This window comes from Methylomonas sp., from assembly GCF_023228165.1.
GTDB lineage: Bacteria > Pseudomonadota > Gammaproteobacteria > Methylococcales > Methylomonadaceae > Methylomonas.
This window is the reverse complement of sequence record NZ_JALOBS010000010.1, coordinates 53548-75841: the sequence shown is the minus strand read 5'-3', so window position 1 is coordinate 75841 and position 22294 is coordinate 53548. Positions and strand designations below refer to the sequence as shown.

Annotated in this window: 21 protein-coding genes; 10 read left to right on the top strand and 11 right to left on the bottom strand. The window is 51.7% G+C overall.

Going from position 1 to position 22294, the window contains the following annotated elements; all coding sequences use genetic code 11:
* Positions 1 to 53: 53 nt before the first annotated feature.
* Positions 54 to 1529, bottom strand: coding sequence for a VPLPA-CTERM sorting domain-containing protein (locus tag M0R33_RS09325; RefSeq protein ID WP_292568111.1), 1476 nt, complete (start codon positions 1527 to 1529; stop codon positions 54 to 56).
* Between the two features lie 400 nt (positions 1530 to 1929).
* Between M0R33_RS09325 and hemC the strand changes: the two genes are divergently transcribed.
* Genes hemC through M0R33_RS09305 form a run of 4 tightly spaced genes read left to right on the top strand, consistent with a single transcriptional unit; the run spans position 1930 to position 6057 of the window.
* On the top strand, positions 1930 to 2856 hold the full coding sequence (hemC, locus tag M0R33_RS09320; protein WP_292568109.1) for a hydroxymethylbilane synthase: 927 nt from the start codon (positions 1930 to 1932) through the stop codon (positions 2854 to 2856).
* Entirely contained in the window at positions 2853 to 3635 is a 783-nt protein-coding gene (locus tag M0R33_RS09315; RefSeq protein WP_292568107.1) for a uroporphyrinogen-III synthase, read from the top strand. Before hemC ends, M0R33_RS09315 begins: the two co-directional genes overlap by 4 nt.
* Positions 3619 to 4794, top strand: coding sequence for a uroporphyrinogen-III C-methyltransferase (locus M0R33_RS09310; RefSeq protein WP_292568105.1), 1176 nt, complete (start codon positions 3619 to 3621; stop codon positions 4792 to 4794). Before M0R33_RS09315 ends, M0R33_RS09310 begins: the two co-directional genes overlap by 17 nt.
* A 12-nt stretch (positions 4795 to 4806) precedes the next feature.
* Positions 4807 to 6057 (top strand): heme biosynthesis HemY N-terminal domain-containing protein, encoded by a 1251-nt coding sequence (locus tag M0R33_RS09305; RefSeq protein ID WP_292568104.1) that lies wholly within the window; start codon positions 4807 to 4809, stop codon positions 6055 to 6057.
* A 498-nt stretch (positions 6058 to 6555) separates the two neighbouring features.
* On the opposite strand, the gene ubiD is transcribed toward M0R33_RS09305, so the two are convergent.
* The 7 genes from ubiD to M0R33_RS09270 all read right to left on the bottom strand — a co-directional run bounded on the left by ubiD (position 6556) and on the right by M0R33_RS09270 (position 12641).
* Positions 6556 to 8019: a 4-hydroxy-3-polyprenylbenzoate decarboxylase gene (gene ubiD / locus M0R33_RS09300; RefSeq protein ID WP_292568102.1), complete on the bottom strand. Its 1464-nt coding sequence runs from the start codon at positions 8017 to 8019 to the stop codon at positions 6556 to 6558.
* A gap of 153 nt (positions 8020 to 8172) precedes the next feature.
* Positions 8173 to 8415, bottom strand: coding sequence for a hypothetical protein (locus M0R33_RS09295; protein WP_256616255.1), 243 nt, complete (start codon positions 8413 to 8415; stop codon positions 8173 to 8175).
* Between the two features lie 125 nt (positions 8416 to 8540).
* On the bottom strand, positions 8541 to 8786 hold the full coding sequence (locus tag M0R33_RS09290; RefSeq protein WP_292568098.1) for a YfhL family 4Fe-4S dicluster ferredoxin: 246 nt from the start codon (positions 8784 to 8786) through the stop codon (positions 8541 to 8543).
* Between the two features lie 3 nt (positions 8787 to 8789).
* Positions 8790 to 9275, bottom strand: coding sequence for a pantetheine-phosphate adenylyltransferase (gene coaD, locus M0R33_RS09285; RefSeq protein ID WP_292568096.1), 486 nt, complete (start codon positions 9273 to 9275; stop codon positions 8790 to 8792).
* Positions 9276 to 9364: 89 nt separating this feature from the next.
* Positions 9365 to 9916 carry a 16S rRNA (guanine(966)-N(2))-methyltransferase RsmD gene (gene rsmD / locus M0R33_RS09280; RefSeq protein WP_292568094.1) on the bottom strand — a complete coding sequence of 184 codons (552 nt, stop codon included), beginning with the start codon at positions 9914 to 9916 and terminating at the stop codon, positions 9365 to 9367.
* A 3-nt stretch (positions 9917 to 9919) separates the two neighbouring features.
* A complete protein-coding gene (locus M0R33_RS09275; RefSeq protein ID WP_292568092.1) occupies positions 9920 to 11266 on the bottom strand; it encodes a pitrilysin family protein in 1347 nt (448 codons plus the stop codon).
* On the bottom strand, positions 11256 to 12641 hold the full coding sequence (locus M0R33_RS09270; protein WP_292568090.1) for a pitrilysin family protein: 1386 nt from the start codon (positions 12639 to 12641) through the stop codon (positions 11256 to 11258). The genes M0R33_RS09275 and M0R33_RS09270 overlap by 11 nt, the downstream gene beginning before the upstream one ends.
* Before the next feature lie 104 nt (positions 12642 to 12745).
* Here M0R33_RS09270 and cyoE point away from each other — a divergent pair, with 104 nt between their 5' ends.
* Together cyoE and M0R33_RS09260 are read left to right on the top strand one after the other, a co-directional pair.
* On the top strand, positions 12746 to 13636 hold the full coding sequence (gene cyoE / locus M0R33_RS09265; protein ID WP_292568088.1) for a heme o synthase: 891 nt from the start codon (positions 12746 to 12748) through the stop codon (positions 13634 to 13636).
* Entirely contained in the window at positions 13633 to 14637 is a 1005-nt protein-coding gene (locus M0R33_RS09260) for a glycosyl transferase family protein (protein ID WP_292568086.1), read from the top strand. Before cyoE ends, M0R33_RS09260 begins: the two co-directional genes overlap by 4 nt.
* Here M0R33_RS09260 and M0R33_RS09255 read toward each other — a convergent pair.
* Entirely contained in the window at positions 14626 to 15270 is a 645-nt protein-coding gene (locus M0R33_RS09255; protein WP_292568084.1) for a PilZ domain-containing protein, read from the bottom strand. The two genes, M0R33_RS09260 and M0R33_RS09255, sit on opposite strands and share 12 nt — an antisense overlap.
* A 42-nt stretch (positions 15271 to 15312) precedes the next feature.
* Here M0R33_RS09255 and M0R33_RS09250 point away from each other — a divergent pair, with 42 nt between their 5' ends.
* Positions 15313 to 15903 carry a hypothetical protein gene (locus M0R33_RS09250; protein WP_292568083.1) on the top strand — a complete coding sequence of 197 codons (591 nt, stop codon included), beginning with the start codon at positions 15313 to 15315 and terminating at the stop codon, positions 15901 to 15903.
* A 132-nt stretch (positions 15904 to 16035) separates the two neighbouring features.
* Positions 16036 to 16515 (top strand): FKBP-type peptidyl-prolyl cis-trans isomerase, encoded by a 480-nt coding sequence (locus M0R33_RS09245; protein ID WP_292568081.1) that lies wholly within the window; start codon positions 16036 to 16038, stop codon positions 16513 to 16515.
* A 53-nt stretch (positions 16516 to 16568) separates the two neighbouring features.
* On the opposite strand, the gene M0R33_RS09240 is transcribed toward M0R33_RS09245, so the two are convergent.
* Together M0R33_RS09240 and M0R33_RS09235 are read right to left on the bottom strand one after the other, a co-directional pair.
* Positions 16569 to 17183, bottom strand: a complete 615-nt coding sequence (locus M0R33_RS09240) for an OmpA family protein (protein WP_292568079.1) — start codon at positions 17181 to 17183, stop codon at positions 16569 to 16571.
* Positions 17183 to 17632, bottom strand: a complete 450-nt coding sequence (locus M0R33_RS09235; protein ID WP_292568077.1) for a FecR domain-containing protein — start codon at positions 17630 to 17632, stop codon at positions 17183 to 17185. Before M0R33_RS09235 ends, M0R33_RS09240 begins: the two co-directional genes overlap by 1 nt.
* 245 nt (positions 17633 to 17877) lie before the next feature.
* Here M0R33_RS09235 and M0R33_RS09230 point away from each other — a divergent pair, with 245 nt between their 5' ends.
* A complete protein-coding gene (locus tag M0R33_RS09230; RefSeq protein ID WP_292568075.1) occupies positions 17878 to 20067 on the top strand; it encodes an HD domain-containing phosphohydrolase in 2190 nt (729 codons plus the stop codon).
* 35 nt (positions 20068 to 20102) lie between these two features.
* Positions 20103 to 22241 carry an adenylate/guanylate cyclase domain-containing protein gene (locus M0R33_RS09225; RefSeq protein ID WP_292568073.1) on the top strand — a complete coding sequence of 713 codons (2139 nt, stop codon included), beginning with the start codon at positions 20103 to 20105 and terminating at the stop codon, positions 22239 to 22241.
* The last annotated feature ends 53 nt before the right edge of the window (positions 22242 to 22294 follow it).

The following is a 22294-nucleotide window of genomic DNA, read 5'->3' as shown; positions in this document are numbered from 1 at the left end:
CGAAAGCTTCACAGACTCATTCGGCGCACGCCACCTGGCTTATTGCCGCAAGCTCATGAAACCCGTCGGCGTTTCGATATCCCAGCCATTGCCGCGCAGCCGCTAAGCATCATCCAAAACGCAGTGGGTAGCGGCACGGCGGCCAGCGAGAAAGTGTTACCCTGAACTTTCTCAAACCCGTTCAAGGCGAATTGATTGTTGAAAATCCCAATATCAAACAGCGGTAGTGATTGATCATTCGTATAGGCCGGATTACTTGGCCTGTCGTAACCGCCGGAGGCAACCCCGAAATCGTAATTGGCGCTAATGTAAAAATCCAGCATATCCACACCGAATATGGCATCGAAAACCAATTTCGAATCGTTAGCCAATGTGGCATCGACCCAGTAGGTAGGCGTGACTTCGACCAGATCGGACAATAGGGTAATGGCGGGTAAATTGCTCAACAGGCCCGAAAATGATTGGGTTAGCCCAATACCTTCCAGATCGACCCAGTCGGAAAAAATCAAATCCACCATCAAATTCGATTGTAATGAAAAGTCTTGCTGCAGGCCCATTTGCAGACCGGCAGTAATGTCGATCAATTCATAGCCCATGTCGAAATCCACAATCCCCCAATCGAAACCCACGCCAGTACCTAATGCGGGATTTCCGGCCAATATCAGTTGATCAACATCCATCTCAGCCGTCAATAGGGTACCGGTATCGGAACCGTGCAACGCACCGCCACTTACCACACCGTTGGCGTTTACGCTCCAGTCCGGCCCTACGCTGATAGTGGTTGCACCCACATTGTACTCAAGGCCCTGGTCGATACCCAAGACCCGGAAAACACCCGAATTGTCGCGGTTGAATGAGGCAATTTCCGGTGTGTAATTGATATTCACCAAGGTTTTATAGGGGGCATTAGTCGTGTTATTGTCCGTATAACCTTTGTTGCCCATCCGGTAATCGTGGTCTGCTAATATACTGGGCTGAACCACATCGAAACGGGCGTAAGCGCCGGAATAATAATCCAGGACGCCGTCGATCCAGGCCGAAGCATTGGGGCTTTGGGTATTGAATGTCGAAGTGTTCAACAGATTGGCATTGCCGAGCAGGTTAAATTGCTGACCTTTAACAATCGTATCCGGGGCTGAAAAGCTGGCGCTATAGTTTAGCGCGGCGTTAACCGAGCCGCCGTCGACTTTTGCCCCCACGTTGATGCCCGTGCGTAAATCATTCGAGAACAAAAAATAAGGATCGACGCTATAACCGTTCTGGGAAAATTTACCGGGATTAACCGTCAAACTTCGCGAGCCGGTGTCGACACCTATAAATTTATTGTAGTTGAACAAAAATGCATCGCCTTCGCTCCAGATACTTTGCGGCGTTGTTGTAGCAAAAGTTAATGCTCCGGAGCTGAATTCCACGGCCTGAGTATTGTTGGAAAATAAGCCGAGAGGTATTACCAAACACGACAGGGTCAGCATTTGCTGCAAATATCGGCAGAATAGAAAAACAGGAGTCTGACGGGCGGCAAAATTCATATTCCCCTCCAAAATTCAAGGAATCAAACGACTAAAAAGTTTCGACTGCGTCACAAAAATAGCATTAGCTTTACAGTACGGTCAAGCACTTACCGAAATTTCTGGTTGCCTGGAAACATCGAACCGCCTGCCCCGCAATGGCGGATCAAAGTCTTTTGCGGGTTCCGCTGTGTAAATAAACCTGCCGATGGTTGAGTGATATCCGCGCCTAACCAAATCCGAAACCAACCGCTTCACCGACTAACGATGGGTTAAGTGTTCAGGCACTCATACATTTTATAGAATTAAGTTCTGAAGAATTTCCGCTTCGAATCGGATTACAATAGGCACATTACATAATTATAAATCGCGACGATGTTCAATCACGGATTACCCATCGTCACTATCGGCAGGAACTACTTTGGCAGATAAAACAATTCGTATCGCCACCCGGCAAAGCCCGCTAGCGCTATGGCAGGCGGAACATGTCGCGGCAAGATTGGCACAGGCATTCCCCGGTTTAAAAACCGAACTGATAAAAATGGTCACCCGCGGCGACAAGATATTGGATGCGCCGTTGGCCAAAGTCGGCGGCAAAGGCTTATTCGTCAAGGAACTAGAGCAAGGCATGCTGGAAGGCACGGCGGATATTGCCGTCCATTCCATGAAGGACGTACCGGTGGAATTTCCAAACGGACTGCATTTAGCCGTCATCATGGACAGAGAAGACCCGAGTGATGCCTTCGTCTCCAACCGCTACCACAGCTTGGCTGATTTACCGGCCAATGCCCGCATCGGCACCTCCAGCTTACGCCGTCAATGCCAAATCAAAGCCAGATATCCGCAAGCGGAAATTTTGAGCTTACGCGGCAACGTCAACACCCGGCTGGCCAAGCTGGATGCCGGCGAGTACGACGCGATTATCCTAGCCTCCGCCGGCTTGAAACGACTAGGGATGGGCGAACGTATTACCGCCCGCTTAAGCCCGGAAGAAAGTCTGCCGGCCATGGGCCAGGGCGCGATCGGCATCGAATGCCGTATCAACGATACCGGCATTCATGATTATTTAAAGGTATTGCACGACGAAGCCACCAGCATACGCGTCAGCGCCGAACGGGCCATGAACGGCCGCTTGAACGGCGGCTGCCAAGTGCCGATTGCCGGTTTTGCCGAAATACGAGCCGATAAACTGTTTATGCGCGGACTGGTCGGCCATCCGGACGGCAGCGTGTTGTATCGTGCCGAAGCGGAAAGCCCCCTGGCTGAAGCGGAACGATTGGGTATCGCTATTGCCGATGCATTATTGGCCCAAGGCGCGGATAAAATATTGCGCGAGTTGTATCAATGACATCCGGCCTGCGCGGCGCGACGGTATTAGTAACGCGGCCCGCCGCCCAGGCCGACGCACTGTGTCGATTAATCACTCAAGCGGATGGACGGGCTTTACGATTTCCAACCATAGAGATTCAGCCGGTCGGCATCGATGCCGGGTTAATTGAAAAAGCCCTGGCAGGTGATTGGTTGATTTTTACCAGCTGTAATGCGGTGGATTTTGCACTCAAGGCGTTCGGTGGCAAAATGGTGGAATCTCGGGCTGTAAAATTTGCCGCGGTCGGTCATGCAACCGCGGCCGCCTTGCAAAAAGCCGGTCTGCAAGTAGCTTGCGTGCCGGAAACGGAATTTAGCAGCGAAGGCCTGTTAGCTCAACAGGCCATGCAACGGGTTGCCGGCCAGCACATCTTCATTGTGCGAGGCGTGGGCGGCCGGGAAAAGTTGGAACAAACTTTACGTGGCCGTGGCGCGGAAGTGGCATATCTGGAAGTCTATCGTCGTTGCCGTCCGGATATTAACAGCGAGGAACTGATTCGGTCGTTGCGGAATCAACAGTTGAGCGCTATCACCATTACCAGTGGCGAAGCGCTACAAAATCTATTGGCAATGCTAGACCCTGCAGCGGCGAATCTGCTGCGAAAACAGCCTTTGCTGGTGGTGAGCGACAGAATCAGGCAATTAGCGCTTGAACTGGGTTTTGAACAGATTACAGTCAGCCTGCAACCAACGGATGCAGCAATTTTAGAGACATTGACGACGTTATTGAACGGGGAAAACAGTGGCCGAAGTAATTGAACAACAAGAAAAGCAAGCCCCTGCAGTGGTGGTAAAAAAATCTCATGCCGGGTTGTGGATAGGAATCACCGCCATAATTTTGGTAATCGCCTTGGCTGCCGCCGGTTTTTACTTCATGCAGCAACTACGCGCCACACAGGATACGGAAAACAGTCAGGACAGTCTTAAACTGATCGAAATCGACAAAGAACTGAACGGCCTGCAGCAACAACTTTCCGGCGTACAATCGCAAATAGCCAACCTCAATGCCGAAATGACCGGCAAGGACAACCACTTTACCCAAACGCTGGCCGACTTTTCCAAACTGCACGAAGAGCATCTGAACACAGCCCGCAAAGAATTGGAAACCTCGATTGTGGTGTTGCAGCGTCAGCTGGGAAAGACCCGAGGCGACTGGCTGCTAGCCGATGCCGAATATTTATTGAGCGTTGCGAACCAGCGTTTGCATTTGGTGGGCGATGTCTCCACCACCCGCGAGGCGCTGGAAGCCGCCGACCAACGTTTACGGGAAAGCGGCGATGCATCCGTCTTTAAAGTCCGCGAACAAATCGCCAAAGAAATTGCGCTGCTGAATAATGTGCAAGAGCCTGACATCGTCGGCATTTATGCCGGCATCCAACATTTGCAGTCCGCTGTCGAGGAATTGTCGGTATTCCTGCCGCATGCCGGCAAGGAACCTGAAAAAGCCGCCGCCCCGCAGGACCTTTCCGAACACGGCCATGAGATTCTGGACAAGGTGGCCAAACAACTGGAAGGCTATGTAGTGTTGCGGCATACCGAACATCCGGTCAACGCGGTTTTGTCTCCCGAGGAAGCCCATTTCATCAAGCAGCAATTGAAAGTCCGCCTGGAAATGATTGAAATTGCCTTGGTACAGCAAAACGACACCTTGTTTACCAGCAGTATCGAAAACGCCAAGGAATGGTTGCAAAAAAACTTTGCGGAAAATCTGCAAACCGAACAATTCGTCGCTGAGCTGAATAAACTGTCCGGCGTACAACTGCATAGTCAATATCCCGACGTCAGCGGCTCCTTGAAACTACTCAAGGACATCGGCAAACTGCGGCTGGAAACCGATAAAGCAGTGCTTGCCGACCCGCCCGCAACTCCATCACCCGCCCCGGCCGGCAACGAACAGCCGGCTACCGGCCAGCAATAAGCGGACGGCGATATGAGAAACCTACTTTATTTTATTGCTTCCCTCCTCTGTGCGGTAGCCGTCGCCTTTGCCCTGCATACTTGGCTGGCTCAATACAACGATCCCGGCTATGTATTAATCGGCTTCGGACACTGGTCGCTGGAAACCTCGTTGACGGTATTTACCGTCGCGCTAGTGATCGGTTTTTTTGTGCTGTACAATTTTTTTCGCTTGGCCGGGGTTTTATTGCGCCTGCCGGGACAAATATCCAAACGCCGCCGCAATATCAAATTCAACCGCTCGCATGATGCCCTGATCGCCGGCCTGTTCGATGCCGCGGACGGCAATTGGGAAAGCGCCGAAAAAGTCTTGATCAAACACGCCGCCAACAGCGGTGCGCCGTTGCTGCATTATCTGACCGCGGCCCGCGCGGCCCAATCTCGCGGCGCGCTGGATAAACGCGACGAATATTTGCAGAAAGCCGCCGAACAATCGTCGGACAACAATATGACTGTCGGCCTGACCCAGGCTGAATTACACATGTCCGAGCAGCAATTCGAGCAAGCCATTGAAACCTTGAGCAAGCTGCAGTCCATCAACCCCGGCCATGGCCGGGTATTAAAAATGATGCATCAGGCCTACCAACATATCGGCGACTGGGAAGGCTTGAGCAAGCTATTACCCTCGCTGCAGCAAAACAAGGTATTGATGGAAACCGAAGTAAAACTGCTGCAAACCAAAGCCTATAGCAGCCAGCTGAAAAAAGCCGCCGCACAAAATGATGAAGCCAGCATTCAAGCCAGCTGGGAGCAGATACCCGACCATATTAAATCCCTGCCGGGCATAGCCAACATTTATTTCGCCGCGATGATTGCAGCCGGTGCCGGTAGCCGTACAGAAGAAAGTATCATCAAGCAACTCGGCAAGCACTGGGATGCCACCTTACTTGAACTGTACTCCAATATCGAATCCGATAACCTCCCCAGACAGCTGCAAACCGGCGAGCAATGGCTGGCAGTGTATCCAAACGACCCGACCTTGTTAAAAACACTGGGCAAGCTGGCGCAAAAAGTCGGTCAAATGGAAAAAGCCGAACAATATTTATTGAAAAGCCTGAATCTGGAAGCGTCGGTAGGGGTTTGCCAACTGCTGGGTGAAGTAATGTTTATGAAGGATGACAAAGATAAAGCCTGCCAATATTTCAAACGCGGACTGGAGCTGGCATCCAAGGAAGTGCTCACGCAATTGGAAGACCAAGCCGAACCAGGCTCGGCGCAAGCTTAACGCCGAATACTGAAAAATTTCGGCGCTGTGGGGCGGCAAAGGCAAAGTCGCTTGGCTATAGAACTTTTTGAATGGTGCCGGAACAGATGTAGGGTACGCATCGCGTACCATTAAAGGTCATCATGGCGTTAAAAGCTCTAGGTACGCGGTGCGTACCCTACTAGACTGGTTTAACGTATTTATAAGACGCCTTCGTAGCCTCGGTTAGCAAAGCGTAACCGAGGGAAAAATACTCACCGCCAAGAAAAGCTTAACATTCCCACGATTACGCTCACGCTAATCGTGGCTACGCGAGCTAATTTTATCCGAGCCCGTTTTCTTCGTTGCAGCCAGCGTAGCCCGGATGCAATGAAATGGAATCCGGGAAAATGAAGGTCATCAAATCCCGGATTGCGCTATGCTTCATCCAGGCTACGCAAGTTGACCTAGAAAGTTCAAATTGCCGCCATTGAATAAAACGACCCGCTCAAGCCGACGATCCTTTCTTTACGAATGCCGTTAATTGAAAAGCGTATCCCACATGACGTCGACTTTTTTCAGCACATCGTCCCGCATCACAATGGGCCTGCCCCATTCGCGGTTGGTTTCGCCCGGCCATTTGTTGGTGGCATCGAAGCCGACCTTGCAGCCTAATCCGGATACCGGCGACGCAAAATCCAGGTAATCGATCGGGGTATTTTCCAATATGGTCAAATCCCGGGCCGGATCCATGCGGGTGGTAATGGCCCAGATCACGTCCTGCCAATTACGCACATCCACGTCATCGTCCACCACGATGACGAATTTGGTGTACATAAACTGCCGCAAATACGACCAGGTACCCAGCATCACCCGCTTGGCGTGTCCGGCATATTGTTTCTTCATGCTGATGACGGCCATCCGGTAGGAGCAGCCTTCAGGCGGCAAATAAAAGTCGACGATTTCCGGAAACTGTTTCTGCAGAATGGGCACGAACACTTCGTTCAGGGCCACGCCTAAAATAGCCGGTTCATCGGGCGGGCGGCCTGTGTAAGTGCTGTGGTAAATCGGTACCTGCCGCTGGGTGATGCGTTCCACCGTGAACACCGGGAACTCGTCCACCTCGTTGTAATAGCCGGTGTGATCGCCATACGGGCCTTCCGGCGCGGTTTCGCCGGGATAAATTAAGCCCTCCAGTACAATCTCCGCACTGGCCGGTACCTGCAAATCGTTACTCAAACACTTGGCGACTTCGGTCTTGCTGCCGCGTAACAGACCGGCAAAGGCGTATTCGGACAAGGCGTCCGGCACCGGCGTCACCGCAGCCAGTATCGTGGCCGGATCGGCGCCCAGCGCCACTGCCACCGGAAACGGTTTACCCGGATACTTTTCCTGCCATTCCCTGAAATCCAACGCGCCGCCGCGATGCGCCAGCCAGCGCATGATGAGTTTGTTTTTGCCTATGACTTGTTGCCGGTAAATGCCCAGATTTTGTCGATCTTTATTGGGACCCTTGGTAATTACCAGCGGCCAGGTAATCAGCGGCGCAGCATCTTCCGGCCAGCAAGTCTGAATCGGATAAACACTCAAATCGACCTCATCGCCGATACGGATGACTTCCTGACAAGGCGGCGAATTGACCATTTTAGGCGCCATGTTCAGCACCTGTTTGAACGCCGGCAGTTTGTCCATGGCATCCTTGAACCCTTTGGGAGGGTCCGGCTCCTTCAGATAAGCCAGCAATTCGCCAATGCCGCGCAATTCGCCTACGTCCTTGGCCCCCATGCCCATGGCCACCCGTTTGGGCGTGCCGAATAAATTGCCCAACACGGCAATATTGGAGCCTTTAGGATTTTCAAACAACAAGGCAGGCCCCCCTTGCTTCAGCACCCGATCGCAAATCACCGTCATCTCCAGATAAGGATCCACTTCCACGCTGATACGCTTCAGTTCTCCTTGCTTTTCAAGTTGCCGAATAAAGTCTCTTAAGTCTTTGTATTTCATCGCGCATGAGTAATGGATCGGAATTGAGCCGATCAAAAAACAAAGCCGACAACGGCCGGCTTACATAAACTGATAGGAACTGCGCCTAGCGATTTGTGATTCGACGCCTCGAAAGCCTGGGAATTCGAGGTCGTACCAGCCTATCGTTAACGCTTACTCTTCGCCCGCCAACAATTCTTCCAGGCTGGGTAAAGACTGATCATTGCGGGCCCGGGCTTTGTAAACATCCACAAATTCCATAAAGGCTTGCTCAAGATCTTCCAGCACCTCCCGCTCGTTTTCGACTTCTTCCTCGGGAATTTCTCCGGACTCCAGATAGTCGTTCTGAATTGCAATTTCACCGTTTAAAGACAGCAGGGCAAGGATTAGGGCATTATTAGAAATATTCTCTGGCATGACGGACTCGCTGGTTGGGATTGAAGAACAGGTGGGAACACGTTGTCGAATGAAAACGCTGCAATTGTAACGCATTGCCAGCATACTGATACCGGGTATATCAAAACACCCGGCATCGACGCCGCCTAGTCGATCAGCGTCAAATACTTTTGATATAAATCGGCTTGGTCTTCAACGTGCACAGGATCTTTACTGATGCAATCGACTGGGCACACTTCCATGCACTGCGGTTTGTCGTGATGCCCGACACACTCGGTGCAAAGCGACGGATTAATCACATAAATATCGTCACCTTGAGAAATGGCACCATTTGGGCATTCCGGTTCGCACACATCGCAATTGATGCATTCATCGCTAATAATCAGGGCCATGGGCTACTCCGTTTTAAATTTGTTGGTTAACCGGTCTTTAACCGAATCCGACACAAAACTCGACACATCGCCGTTTAATCGGGCAATTTCTCGGATCATGCTGGATGAAATAAATTCATATTGTTCGGCGGGCGTTAAAAAAACGGTTTCGATATCCGGCGCCAATCTGCGATTCATGCCCGCCATTTGAAATTCGTATTCAAAATCCGAGACCGCCCGCAAGCCGCGCAGGATGACGCTGGCTCGATGCTGCTTGGCGCATTCCACTAACAGATTATTAAAGCCTATCACCTGTATATTGGAAAACTCGCTAACCACGCCTTCAATGAGCTCCACGCGCTCCTGCAACGTAAACAACGGCTGCTTGCCGCGGCTTTCAGCCACGGCCACAATGACTTTTTCATAGAGCATGGAGGCCCTATGAATCAGATCGAGATGGCCATTGGTAATCGGGTCGAATGTCCCCGGATAAATTGCGGTAATTTGCATGACGATAGTATTATTTTGGGAGGACGGATTCTAAAGCATCCCAGCAATAAAAGCAGGCAAAAATCCGCCAAACAGCCACTTTTTAGAGTTTATCGACTTTGATAAAGACTATAAGCCACCTCTCCAGCCTGCTTGTACTTCAAGCACTGCCAATGGTCGGGTAGATCATTCAGGGCCAAATTGCGTTCGGTTTCGATATAAATTTTTCCGAATTCCGCCAGCAAACCTACCTCGGTCAATCGCCGGCAAATAGGCTTAACCAAGTCCTGCCCAAACGGCGGATCCAGAAAAATCAAATCAAAGGCCGCGTTTCCCAGTTCCATAAACTGCAAGACATCGACTTGCACAACCTCGATCCGCTCGGTTGCCAATGCCGCGCAATTTTCTTTCAGTTTCCGGCAGGTTTGGGGGTTATTTTCTACCTGCACCACCTGCTTGGCGCCCCGAGAGGCCGCTTCGAAGCCCAAAGCGCCGCTGCCGGCAAATAAATCCAGGCAGCGGCTGTTGGCGACATCGGCTTGCAGCCAGTTGAACAGCGTTTCCCTAATCCTCGCCGGTGTCGGCCGCAACCCCGGCGCATCGTCGAAGGCGATCAGCCGGCTACGCCATTCGCCGCCGATAATGCGCAGCTTGTTACTCATGCTTTATTTGCCGCCGACCGCCAGGGAGGGTGGAAGTGCGGCGGCGGGTAGGGAACCCGCGCCGCCGACCGTGACGGTTTGCAACCATTCCGGCTTGATTCTGCGCTGGAAGGCATCCTTGATATCCGCAACGCTGACAGCATCCACCTTGGCCGGAAACTGGTCCAGATAATCCAAAGGCTGCTGATAAAAGCCGATCATGGTGACGTAATCGGTCAATTTGGCATTGTTATCGGTACGCAAGGCAAAGCCGCCGGTGATGTTTTTCTTGGCCGCTACCAGCTCCGCTTCGGTAGGACCATTTTTGATGAAATCGTTTAACGTTTCATCCATGACTTTTATCGCTTGATCGGTTTGATCGTTGCGGGTTTGCAAGCTCATGACGAATGGACCTTCTCGATATAAGGGCATGAACTGGCTGGATGCGCTATACGCCAATCCGCGCTTTTCCCGCACCTCATCGAACAATCTGGATACCAAGCTACCGCCGCCCAAAATATGATTGCCCACATACAAGGCAAAATAGTCGGGATCTTTACGATGCGTGCCCGGCATGCCCGATAATACATGGGTTTGGCTGGACGGAAACGCTATGCGCTGGGTGGTGGCCTGGGTGGGTATTACCACCGGCGGAATTTGGGCGGGTTTTTCGCCCACGGGCAAGCCGGCAATTAATTTTTCCGCGATCTGCTCGGCCCGCGACTTCTGTAAATCGCCCACAATCACTACCATGGCGTTAGCCGAAACGTAATATTTTTTATAAAACGCTTTCAAATCGTCGACTTCGAAACCGGCTACGGTTTCCACCAGACCTTCTTCGGGATGCGCATAAGGATGATCGTGGTACAAAGCTTTGTTGAAAGCGATGCCGGCCAGGGCGCCGGGCGATTCCTCCCTATGCTTCAAGCCCGCCAAAGTACGATTCTTTTCGCGTTGAAAATCGTCTTCATTAAATGCCGGCGTATTTAAAATCGCTTGAAAGGTACCAAAAGCCTTATCGAACAAGGCTTTCTCCGTCAGACTGCGCAGAGACAGCCAGGCCATGTCTTCCGAGACACCCGTGGAAAAAACGGCCCCTACCGAATCGAAACGGTTGGCAATATCGTCGGCATTCCACTCGCCGGCACCGGTATCCAGCATGGCCGAGGTCAAGGCAGCCAAACCGAATTGAGCCTCGTCACGGGCACTGCCGCCGTCGAACGCCACCCGTATATCCACCATCGGCAAACTGGGTGTCTGCACAAAATAGACCCTGGTTCCATGGCTGGTCCGCCAATGTTGAATGGCGACATTTGCCCAGCTTGCCTGGCTTAATATCAGCAAAAACAAGCCGATCAGATTAAAACGCATGGTGACCTCCAGTCAGTTTTGCGGGTTTGGGAGCTTCGGTGATGGGTTGCGGGTCCAGATAAGCCACGGTCAGACTGTCCTCGATCAGATACTTACGCGCCACTTCGCGCACTTGCTCGGCCGTGACCTGGTTAATTTTCCGCACATACTCATCGGCTTTTTGCCAGCCTATGCCTACCGTCTCCAGCAAGCCCAATTGCAGCGCTTGATTAAAATTTGAATCCTTTTGGTAAATGTCGTTGGCCAACACTTGCGCCTTGATGCGTTGCAATTCCTCTTTACTCACCAATTCGCTTTGCAGTTTATAGACCTCGTCCTTCAAGGCGTATTCCAGGTCAAACACACTTTTGCCTTCCGCCGGCGTGGCTTCCAGCAAAAACATATCCGCCAAACGCGAGTTCATGTCGTAACCCGCTCCGGCGGAAACAGCGATTTGCTGGCCGCGAATCAGGCGTGTCGACAAACGGGCTCCGTTACCGCCGTCCAGAATGCCGGCCAGCACTTCCAGCGCATAGGCTTCCGATTCCGGCTTGGCCGTGTTCAATACCGGCACTTTGTAGCCCATCATCAGATAAGGCAATTTGGCCGGCGCTTTAACAGTGAGTTTACGTGCGCCTTTCTGCGGCGTTTCGTCCTGCGGCTTGATAGGCTGGATATCACTGGGTTTTAAGCCGGCAAAATATTGTTTGGCCAATTCGATGGTTTGCCCAGCATCCACATCGCCAACCACCACCAAGGTGGTGTTATTGGGGGCGTACCATTTTTGATACCAGGCTTTAAGGTCTTCGACTTTGTAATTGGCGATATCGGACGGCCAGCCGATCACCGGATTTTGATACGGGCTATTGGTAAAGGCGACCGCATTGAATTGTTCCTGGGCTTTGGCGCGGGGTTTGTCTTCGGTACGCATGCGACGTTCTTCCGTGACTACTTGCAGCTCCTTTTCCAATTCTTCGGCTTTTAAATCCAGATTGCGCATCCGGTCCGCTTCCAGCTTAAAGCTGATTTCCAGACGCGATTTTTCCAGGGTCTGAAAATAGGCGGTGTAATCGCTGCCGGTAAAGGCGTTTTCCTGGCCGCCATTTTCGGCGATGATGCGGGAAAATTCGCCGGCCGGATATTGTTGAGTGCCCTTGAACATCATGTGCTCCAGCATGTGCGAAATGCCGGTGATACCGCCGGGTTCGTAACTGCCGCCGACCTTGTACCACACTTGCGACACCACCACGGGTGCCCTATGGTCTTCTTTTACCAGTATTTTCAGACCATTATCCAAAACTTGTTCATGCACTTTGCCGTCTTCCGCAAAGGCCTGCCAAGCTGGGTAAAGCAACATCGCTGCTGCGATACCGGGTTTCAACAATTCCAATTTCATAACTCCCTCATTGATAGAAAAGACGAGCGCCTGTGACGATTTCAATATTCAAAGGTTCACTGTTATTCTATAGCTTTAATGGCATATAAACTATTCGGACCCGAATGACAGACAAAAGCAGCGTATTATCCTGGCGGCACTATCTGGAACTCTGTAAACCCAGGGTGGTTGCGTTAATCGTGTTTACCGCCATCGTGGGTATGTTGCTGGCTGTTCCCGGCTGGCCGCCGTTCGGCAATTTTTTTTACGGCACGTTGGGTATCGGCCTGGCAGCCTCTTCCGCGGCCGCCATCAATCATTTCATCGACCAAATCGCCGACGGTCAAATGGCCCGCACCAAAAACCGCCCCTTGCCGACCGGCGACTTGAATTCGCAAAATGTACTACTATTCGCCGGTATCATCGGTTCGATTGCCATGGCTGTGCTGATTATTAAAGTCAATGCCCTGACCGCATTTTTGACTTTTCTGTCGCTGATTGGTTATGCGGTGATTTACACAGTGTACTTAAAAAAAATGACCCCGCAAAACATCGTCATCGGCGGCATTGCCGGCGCCGCACCGCCTTTGCTGGGCTGGACGGCCATTACCGGGGAAATCCATCACCACGCCCTGTTGCTGGTATTAATCATTTTCGTTTGGACACCCCCGCATTTTTGGGCGCTGGCCATTGCCCGCCGCGAGGAATACGCCAAAGTGTCCATTCCAATGCTGCCGGTTACACATGGGGTGGAATTTACCCGCCTGCAAATCCTGCTGTATACCATTTTGCTGCTGATCACCACCCTGCTGCCTTATCTGACCGGCATGAGCGGGTTGATTTATTTAATTTCCGCGGTGCTGCTGGGACTGGGATTTCTGTATTACGCCGTGCAAATGATGCGAAAAAAAGACAATAAAACCGCCATGCGCACCTTCGGTTATTCGATAGTTTATCTAATGCTGATATTTGCCGCTTTGTTAATCGATCACTACTTCCCACTGTCCTTGTCATGAGCCTAACCGAACCGGAACATCCATTCGCCGAATTTATCAAAATTTTGGGTAAGGGCAAAAAAGGCTCTCGGCCTCTCACTCAAGATGAGGCCTATCGGGCCATGAAAATGATTCTGGCCGACCAAGTACAGCCGATTCAGCTGGGCGCATTTTTAATGCTGATGCGCGTCAAGGAAGAGACTTGCGAAGAATTGGCGGGCTTTGTGTCGGCAGCGAAAGAAAGTTTTCCGCACAGCCCCTCGATACCGGTCGATTTAGATTGGTCGTCTTATGCAGGCAAACGCCGTCATTTGCCTTGGTTTTTGCTGTCAACATTTTTACTGGCGGAAAATGGCATCAAGGTATTCATGCACGGCGCCGGCGGCCATACCCAGGGCAGGCTATATACCGAAAAGGTTTTGGAAACTTTAGGCGTACCGGCGGCGCATTCTATGGCGGAAGCCGAACAGCAACTGTCGACAAGCAACTTTAGCTATCTGTCGCTGCAACATATTTGCCCCATGCTCTACGATATGGTCAATCTGCGTCCGGTAATGGGCTTGCGCTCGCCGGTACACACTTTGGTGCGCTTACTGAACCCGATGCAGGCCAGCCACAGCATCCAAGGTATTTTTCACCCCAGCTACCGGCAAGTACATCAAAAGGCTGCGTTGTTATTGGGCGAACGCAATATGGCTGTGTTAAAAGGCGAAGGCGGTGAAACGGAACGGAATCCTGACGTCGACTGCCTGGTGCAGAGCGTCGGCAACGGCGAACTGATCGATGAGCTCTGGCCTGCGCTATTTGCCCGGCGCCACATGAAAGCCGACCAGCTGGATCCGCAACAATTGGCAAGCTTGTGGCAAGGCCAGTGGGAAGATGAATTTGCCGAGGCGACCGTGATAGGCACGACAGCCGTCGCTTTGAAATTATTAGGCCGGGCGGACAACCAGACTGCGGCCCATGGGCTGGCGGGTGACTTGTGGCTAAACCGGAACAGAGCACGCCTGTCAGGCGGATAACGCCTGATCTCGAACAAAACGAGGTACGCCGGGAAACATCTCCCGCTCGAGGTGCACATATTTCAGCCCCAGCAAACTGGAGTGTTCATCCAATTCCACCCAAATCACTTCGGCTTCGCCCTCCAGTTGCAACTCTTTGAAGCTAAAAGCCGAGCGACTGCCGACTTCGACGTCAAGTACCCGGGCAACACGCACCATCAAACCGTCTACCGACACATTTTGGGTGGTAAAAACATGGCTGTTACCGTCGATGACAATTTCTCCCAACGTGCTGATGTTTTTACGATACGCTCGGCGGTTGTAAAGCAAATTGTCGATGTCGTACGACAGCTCCCGAAACTCAATGCCTATCAATAGCCCATCATCAACCGCTTCGACCCGCACCACTTCCGCTTCTCCAGCTACCCGCATATTCGGCAAATAGATGTCCACGCGCGGCGAAACTTGTAAACTATGAAAAATGTCTTTTATCCGGTGCTCGGCGTGTTTATCGCTTAATTCCGCCAGAAATCCCGTCAACGACAGATTGATGACCTTGATGGGATGCTCTTCAAAACCGAGATAAATTAAGCCATTGCTGGTAAGATTTTTACGGTAGGCCCTATTCTCTTCCAACTGTATCGTATTTATCATGTCATTCACTTCACGTTTATGTTAACCAGGAGGACGGATGGAATGAAACTAAATTCATTATTGATCATAATCTTAGTCCTTTTATCGGCCTGTGCAACCACTCCCCCCAAAAACACACAAAACGTTTGCCAGATTTTCCGGGAAAAAGACGATTGGTACCAGGCCAGCCTGACTGCTTCACGTCGCTGGGGAGTGCCGATCGCGGTGCAGATGTCCATCATTTTTCAAGAATCCAGCTTTATCGCCGATGCCGAACCGCCCCGGCCCACGCTATTGGGCTTTATACCCTGGTTTCGCTCCAGCAGCGCCTTCGGCTACCCGCAGGCCCAGGATGGTACTTGGTCAGACTATCAGCACCAAACAGGCAACCGCTGGGCCGATCGGGAAGATTTCGCCGATAGCTGCGATTTCGTGGCTTGGTACTGTGCGATTAGTAACAAAAAATTGGGCATTCCTTACACCGACGCACAACATCTTTACCTGGCTTACCACGAAGGCCATACCGGTTACCGCCGGCAACATTATAAAAACAAACGTTGGTTGATGAATGTCGCCCAAAAAGTCCATCAGCGCGCCTGGCAATACGACGCACAATTGGCCACTTGCAGACAAGAGCTGGACAGCGAAAACTGATAAACTATTCCGGTAACTAATCGCCGGTAACCAAACCCTCAGCTCGGAATAACTCTAGCTATGTCCTGATACGGCGAAACAGGTTATGGCTTGTAACCCCGTTGAATAATAATTTATTACCAGGAGCAACCCTTGAAATCTTTAAGAAACCGCATCATAGCTACTTTAATCGCATTTATTACAGGATTTATTATGTTCTCTATGGCCAATGCCACCCCTCCCGCCGAAAACAAAGCCGCCGGCGAAAAATTCCTGGCGGATAACGCTCAAAATGCCGGCATCGTGACCACCGCCAGCGGGCTGCAATATTTTGTCTTCACCGAAGGCACGGGCGCAGCGCCCAAAGCCACCGACAATGTCACCGTGCATTACAAAGGCACCACCATAGACGGCAAGGAGTTCGACAGCTCCTATGGACGCGGCGCACCGGCCACCTTCCCGCTTAACCGGGTCATTGCCGGCTGGACCGAAGGCCTGCAATTAATGAAAGAAGGTGCGAAATACCGCTTCTTCATACCGTCTAAGCTGGCCTATGGCGAACGCGGCGCCGGCCGTGACATCGGCCCCAACGCCGCGTTGATCTTCGATGTGGAATTGATCAAGGTCAATTAAATAAACACCGGTAACCGGCAATACCAGTGTTGCCGGTTACCGATCCAGCTTGATCACCTGACAGTGACCTCAACCCGGCGGTTTTTGGGTTCATCGGTATTATCCGGGGTTGCTATCAACAAATTCTTTTCCCCGTGCGAATCCACCGTGACTTTGCCGGCATCCGGCATAACCTCCGTAAATATCGCCGCTACCGATTTAGCCCTTTCCAGACTCAAACTGGCATTGGTTTGTTCATCGCCTATCGTGTCGGTATGGCCGATAATTGAAATATCAGCCGCCGGACGCCGCTTGATCTCGGCAATGATTTCAGGAATATCGGCCATGGATTCCGCCGTCAATGTGGCCGTGCCGCCTTCAAAGTACAAATAAAATGACCGCGGTTTTTCCGGACTGGCCGCTATTGCGGCGCCGAAGTCTTCCTTGATCTGCTGTTCGCTGACCAGAAAAGTTTTCCCGGCTTCGCCCTCTAGATTCACGGCATCCCGGTTATTTTCCAACAGGGTGGTTCCTTGCGGGGTGGTAACCTCTACCTTGCCGAGGCTGCCGTCGTCTTCCGCCAACAAAACCACATAGGATTGAGAACAGCCGCTTAACCCCAAGGCAAGCAACAGTAAAATCGCCCGAGCAGGCGAACAAGCGAGTGTACTATTTTTAGTTTTCAACATTATTCCGCCTCCGCCTTAGCCAAAAAGCGTGTGCCTCTAACGCCGATAATACCGGCCGGCGTTTTTACCGATACGGCTTCCGGCTTAAGCTTGGCAATCACGCCGGAGATATAGTGCAAGGTGCCTTTAAGCAAACTTGCCGCCAATTTCAACTCGCTTTGGGCCGGCGCAAACAGATATTCATCAATACGAAGCTCGGTATCGGGCCCCAACGACATGATCGTATTGTCTTTAAAAGTCACCCCCAATCGCCCATTCTCAGCCGTTTTCAGTAAATTCCCCATGTACACCGGCAGCCCTGGCCGAGCAGGAACGGTGCCCTGCTCGGCCGTGATGCTGGCTTCGCCTTCCACAATTTTCACAAATCCCAACACATCACTCTCAGCCCAAACATCCACCGACAATAGGCTTAAAGCCAATGCCAGCATTGTGATACATATCTTTATCATTTCCCCTCCCAAAGGCATGGATTGCTCTGTATTAATAATATTCCCGACCGTCTATACTTATTCGCAATTAATTGGTTCAGGTCGCCGACAATTTAACTCAATCACTAGACAAGACTAAATAATAGTCATACATTGCGGATAACGGGCGAAAACATCCAAAACCTTTTAGTTAAACCGGTGTCAAGGTAGTTTGAAAAGCTCGGCCCTCTCTTAATCACCCTACTGATCCAGCACAAATAGCCATCGTGAACGCCGAACCCCTAACCAATATAGCCATACCACAAGCTCACAATCTGGCCTTGCTGTTTAGTAATGGGATTGCCGGGCCGGATTTGCAGCGCGGCATTGAAGCCTGCACCAGCCGCTGCGACACCTACCTGCTGACTGACGCAGACCAAATCATGCCAGAATTATTAAGGGGTAATTTTGACATATTGTTTTTGGACATTGATGCCGAAGGACTGGATATTGACAAAGTTTTGCCGCTAGTGCGACAGCATTTTTTGTTACCCGAACTACCCATCCTGATTTTAGCCGACCCGGCATCGGAAAACAGACGCAACGCAGCCCTGGAGATGGGCGCTACCGACTTCATAACAAAACCCATGGCCACCAATGACGTGCTGTTAAAAACCAGAAACGCACTGACTTTTCGGCACTGCTTCAAAGACCATCTAGCCGCGCAGGATCAGCTTGAACATCAAGTCCGGATCAGAACCGCTAAATTGAACACGCTGATCGACAGCGGCTTAATGATGTCGCAGGAAAAAAGCCGCGACCGGTTACTGGCGCACATCCTCCACGAGGGCCAAAAACTCCTGCATTGCGACGGCGGCACCATTTTTCTGGTCACCCAAAATAAATCGTTACGCTTCGCGATCCGCACACGTGATGATGCGCTGCCATTTGAGGAAATTGAACTGTATGATCCCATCTCCGGAACAATCAACGATCGGTATGCCTCAACCTATGCGGCCAACCATAATAAAACCGTCATTATCAATAATGCTTACGAAGAAACCCGCTTCGACTGCAGCGGTACCCAAGCCTTTGATGCAAAAACGGGTTATCGGACCGTCTCGCTATTAACCGTACCCATGGCCCCGCGCAACGGCCAGGTAATCGGGATTCTGCAGTTTATCAATGCATTGGACCCCGAAACCGGAGCCGTCATTCCCTTTCCCGAAGACATTGTCGAACTGGTAGAAGCCTTGGCAGCTCAATCCGCGGTCGCACTGGATAATATACAACTGATTGAAGGCCAAAAAGCCACCACAGAAAGCATCATTCAGGTTTTAGCATCCGCCATCGACACCAAAAGCCCGCATACAGGCCACCATTGCGTGCGGGTACCGGAATTGGCCATGATGCTGGCCGAAGCCGCCTGCAAGCAAAGCCAGGGCCCTCTGGCACATTTTAATTTTGACTCCGAAGACCAATGGCTGGAATTTAGAGTAGGTGCCTGGCTGCATGATTGCGGCAAAGTCACCACGCCCGAGTATGTGATTGAAAAAGCCACCAAATTGGACATGCTGTATAACCGCATACATGAAATCCGCATGCGATTCGAAGTATTATTGCGCGACGCCAACATCCGGCGACTCGAAACGCTGCTGAGCGGCGGGAAGGCCCAGGAAGCCAATCAACAGTTCGAACAAGAAAAAGCCGAATTGATGAGCGACTTTGCCTTTCTCGCCAACAGCAATATGGGTAGCGAATCGATGCATCCCCGCGATTGCGAACGCATCCGAAGCATCGCCGAAAAAACTTGGTTACGCTATTTCGACGACACCCTAGGACTCTCGCAACAAGACAGCATGCGCTTGCAAGCCGACGATAAGCCCGCTTTACCGGTAACCGAACGGCTACTTTCGGACAAGCCCAAGCACATCGTACCTCGCCCGCTTCATAAAGTGCCCGATCCGGCACTGGGTATCAAAATGACCATCCCGGAGAACATGTTCAACTATGGCGAAATTTACAACCTGTCCATTCAAAAGGGTACGCTAACAGCTGAAGAACGCTACAAGATCAATGAACACATCATCGAAACCATCAATCTGCTGGAAAAAATACCCTTCCCGGATTTTTTGCAGCGGGTGCCCGAATACGCCACCACCCACCATGAGACCCTGGACGGGCGCGGTTACCCACGTAAACTCACTGAAACCGACTTATCCATCCCTGCGCGTATTATGGCGATTGCCGATATTTTCGAAGCCATTACAGCCTCCGACCGACCTTATAAAAAACCGTACAAACTCTCCGAATCGTTAAAAATTCTCTGCAACATGAAAAACAACCGCCACATCGATCCCAATGTGTTCGAGCTATTTTTAACATCCGGCGTTTATAAAGAATTTGCCACTAAATACTTGCAGCCCGAACAGATAGACGAAGTGGATATATATGAGTTTATCGGCCCCTCCTCGTAACCGCCGACGCATTTTCCTTCCTTTCTGCAGACGCCATGCTATTAAAAGCCACTCCACTCCGACTGATACTCGGTTGCGGTGTGTTGGTAACAGCCATACTCGGCTGCGGCAGCCTATATCTGTGGGAGCCGCTGCCGCTACAAATCATTCGTAACGCCACCTTCGATCAGTTTCAACGCCTTAAGCCGCGAGTTTACCAGGACATCCCGGTCAGGATCATCAATATCGACGATGCCAGCTTGGACCGGCTGGGCCAATGGCCATGGCCGCGCACCCGCATAGCTGAACTGCTGACTATTTTGCAGGCCGCCGAACCGTCCGCCATCGCCGTCGATATTATATTCGCCGAAAAAGACCGCACCTCGCCGCAAGCCATGTTGGACTTTTGGCAGCTGTCCGCCGAGAAAAGACAATTACTCGGCAACCTGCCGGACCATGACGCAGTGTTGGCCGAAGCCATTCGGCGCAGCACCATCTCTTTGGGTTTTGCCTTGTCGGCGGCCCCGTCCCCGCAAGCGCCGCCCGCCGTCAAAGCCCATTACGTGCAGATCGGCGCATCACCGCTACCTTTTTTGCAGCTATTTCAGGGCGCGTTGTCGCCCTTACCCATCCTGGAAAACGTTGCGGCCGGTAATGGCGCATTAACCTTTATTGCCGATGCCGACGGCGTGGTCAGGAAAGTACCGTTACTGTTGCGCTATCAAAATAGCCTGGTACCGTCCCTGACGGCGGAAAGTTTGCGGCTCGCTCAAAAGACTAATAATTATACTCTGCGCAGCCTACCGAACGGCTTGGGTTTGGCTGAAATCGGCATAGGCGATATTCGAGTGCCGACCACAGCCGGCGGCGAAATCTGGATCAATTACAGTCAAGCGGACGACCGGCGTTATATTCCCGCCTGGCAGGTAATGGCGGGCAGGATAGACAAAAGCCGGTTGCACAACAAAATCCTGTTAATCGGCGCCTCGGCACAAGGGCTGATGGATTTGCGCTTTAGTCCGCTAGGCGGGATTATTCCCGGTATAGAAATCCATGCCCAGGCCCTGGAACAAATCCTCGCCGGCGTGCACCTGATCAGACCTAGCTGGGCAACTGCTTTGGAAATGCTGGTTATCATAATTGGCGGCTTGCTAATCGGCGGTATCGCTCTGGGCCATGATGCAATTTTTTCATTTTTCAGCTTTTTCCTGGCCTTGATACTGTTGTGGAGCACAGCTTGGCTCGCCTATGCCGACTGGCGCTTTCTGCTCGATCCCCTGGTGCCTTCGCTAATGTTACTAGTGGTATTTCTGTTTACCAGCATTTTTCGGCATATTTACAGCGAACGCAGCCAACGTTGGGTCAAGCAGGCTTTTTCGCGTTATATCTCGCCCAATCTGGTGGAATATTTAATCAGCCACCCCGAGGAGCTGGAATTGGGCGGACAGCGCCAAACTTGCAGTTTTGTCTTCACCGATCTGGTTGATTTTACTTCGCTGATGGAAAACCTGGATCCCAGCCAAGCCGTGAGTCTGTTAAATGCTTATCTGGAAAATATGATCGCTATTGCCTTTTCCCATCAAGGCACCCTGGACAGGATAGTCGGCGATGCCGTGGCCATCATGTTCTCCGCCCCCGTCAAACAAAACGACCATCAACACAGGGCCATCCAATGCGCTTTGGATATGCAGCGCTATGCCGACCACTATGCCGCCGAATTAAATGCCCAAGGTCTCGCTTTCGGCCAAACCCGTATCGGCGTGCACAGCGGAGAAGTGATAGTCGGAAATTTCGGCGGCAAAACCATCTTCGACTATCGGGCTTTGGGCGACGTTGTCAATACTGCCTCGCGCCTGGAAGGCGCCAACAAATATGTCGGCACCTTGATCTGTGCGTCGGCGGCCACCCTGTCCGGCTGTCCTGACATAGCCAGGCGCCGGATCGGCCATCTACTGGTAAAGGGCAAATCCATACCTTTAGAGGTTTACGAGCCATTAGACGCTAAACGCCTCAACCCCGCGGCACTGGCAGCCTACCAGACAGCCCATGACCTAATGTGCGCCGCCCGGCCCGAAGCCATCTCCGCATTTCAACAATTGGTCGCCTCGTATCCTGACGACAAACTGGCCGCCTTTCACTTACAACGCCTATTAGCCGGCGAATCGGGCGATTTAATTGAATTGAGTCAGAAATAACCCTGCTTGTTGGCCGGTCCGGTGTAACCGGCCCGCAGCCCTTGCGATAAGCC

Bases quoted from the DNA above. Each gene is read 5' to 3' on its own strand.
- M0R33_RS09260 (WP_292568086.1), top strand. From the start codon at position 13,633: ATGAGCCTAACCGAACCGGAACATCCATTCGCCGAATTTATCAAAATT.
- M0R33_RS09240 (WP_292568079.1), bottom strand. From the start codon at position 17,183: ATGTTGAAAACTAAAAATAGTACACTCGCTTGTTCGCCTGCTCGGGCG.
- M0R33_RS09305 (WP_292568104.1), top strand. From the start codon at position 4,807: ATGAGAAACCTACTTTATTTTATTGCTTCCCTCCTCTGTGCGGTAGCC.
- cyoE (WP_292568088.1), top strand. From the start codon at position 12,746: ATGACAGACAAAAGCAGCGTATTATCCTGGCGGCACTATCTGGAACTC.
- M0R33_RS09270 (WP_292568090.1), bottom strand. From the start codon at position 12,641: ATGAAATTGGAATTGTTGAAACCCGGTATCGCAGCAGCGATGTTGCTT.
- M0R33_RS09250 (WP_292568083.1), top strand. From the start codon at position 15,313: ATGAAACTAAATTCATTATTGATCATAATCTTAGTCCTTTTATCGGCC.
- M0R33_RS09315 (WP_292568107.1), top strand. From the start codon at position 2,853: ATGACATCCGGCCTGCGCGGCGCGACGGTATTAGTAACGCGGCCCGCC.
- M0R33_RS09290 (WP_292568098.1), bottom strand. From the start codon at position 8,786: ATGGCCCTGATTATTAGCGATGAATGCATCAATTGCGATGTGTGCGAA.
- M0R33_RS09295 (WP_256616255.1), bottom strand. From the start codon at position 8,415: ATGCCAGAGAATATTTCTAATAATGCCCTAATCCTTGCCCTGCTGTCT.
- M0R33_RS09275 (WP_292568092.1), bottom strand. From the start codon at position 11,266: ATGCGTTTTAATCTGATCGGCTTGTTTTTGCTGATATTAAGCCAGGCA.
- rsmD (WP_292568094.1), bottom strand. From the start codon at position 9,916: ATGAGTAACAAGCTGCGCATTATCGGCGGCGAATGGCGTAGCCGGCTG.
- M0R33_RS09225 (WP_292568073.1), top strand. From the start codon at position 20,103: ATGCTATTAAAAGCCACTCCACTCCGACTGATACTCGGTTGCGGTGTG.
- M0R33_RS09325 (WP_292568111.1), bottom strand. From the start codon at position 1,529: ATGAATTTTGCCGCCCGTCAGACTCCTGTTTTTCTATTCTGCCGATAT.
- ubiD (WP_292568102.1), bottom strand. From the start codon at position 8,019: ATGAAATACAAAGACTTAAGAGACTTTATTCGGCAACTTGAAAAGCAA.
- coaD (WP_292568096.1), bottom strand. From the start codon at position 9,275: ATGCAAATTACCGCAATTTATCCGGGGACATTCGACCCGATTACCAAT.
- M0R33_RS09255 (WP_292568084.1), bottom strand. From the start codon at position 15,270: ATGATAAATACGATACAGTTGGAAGAGAATAGGGCCTACCGTAAAAAT.
- M0R33_RS09235 (WP_292568077.1), bottom strand. From the start codon at position 17,632: ATGATAAAGATATGTATCACAATGCTGGCATTGGCTTTAAGCCTATTG.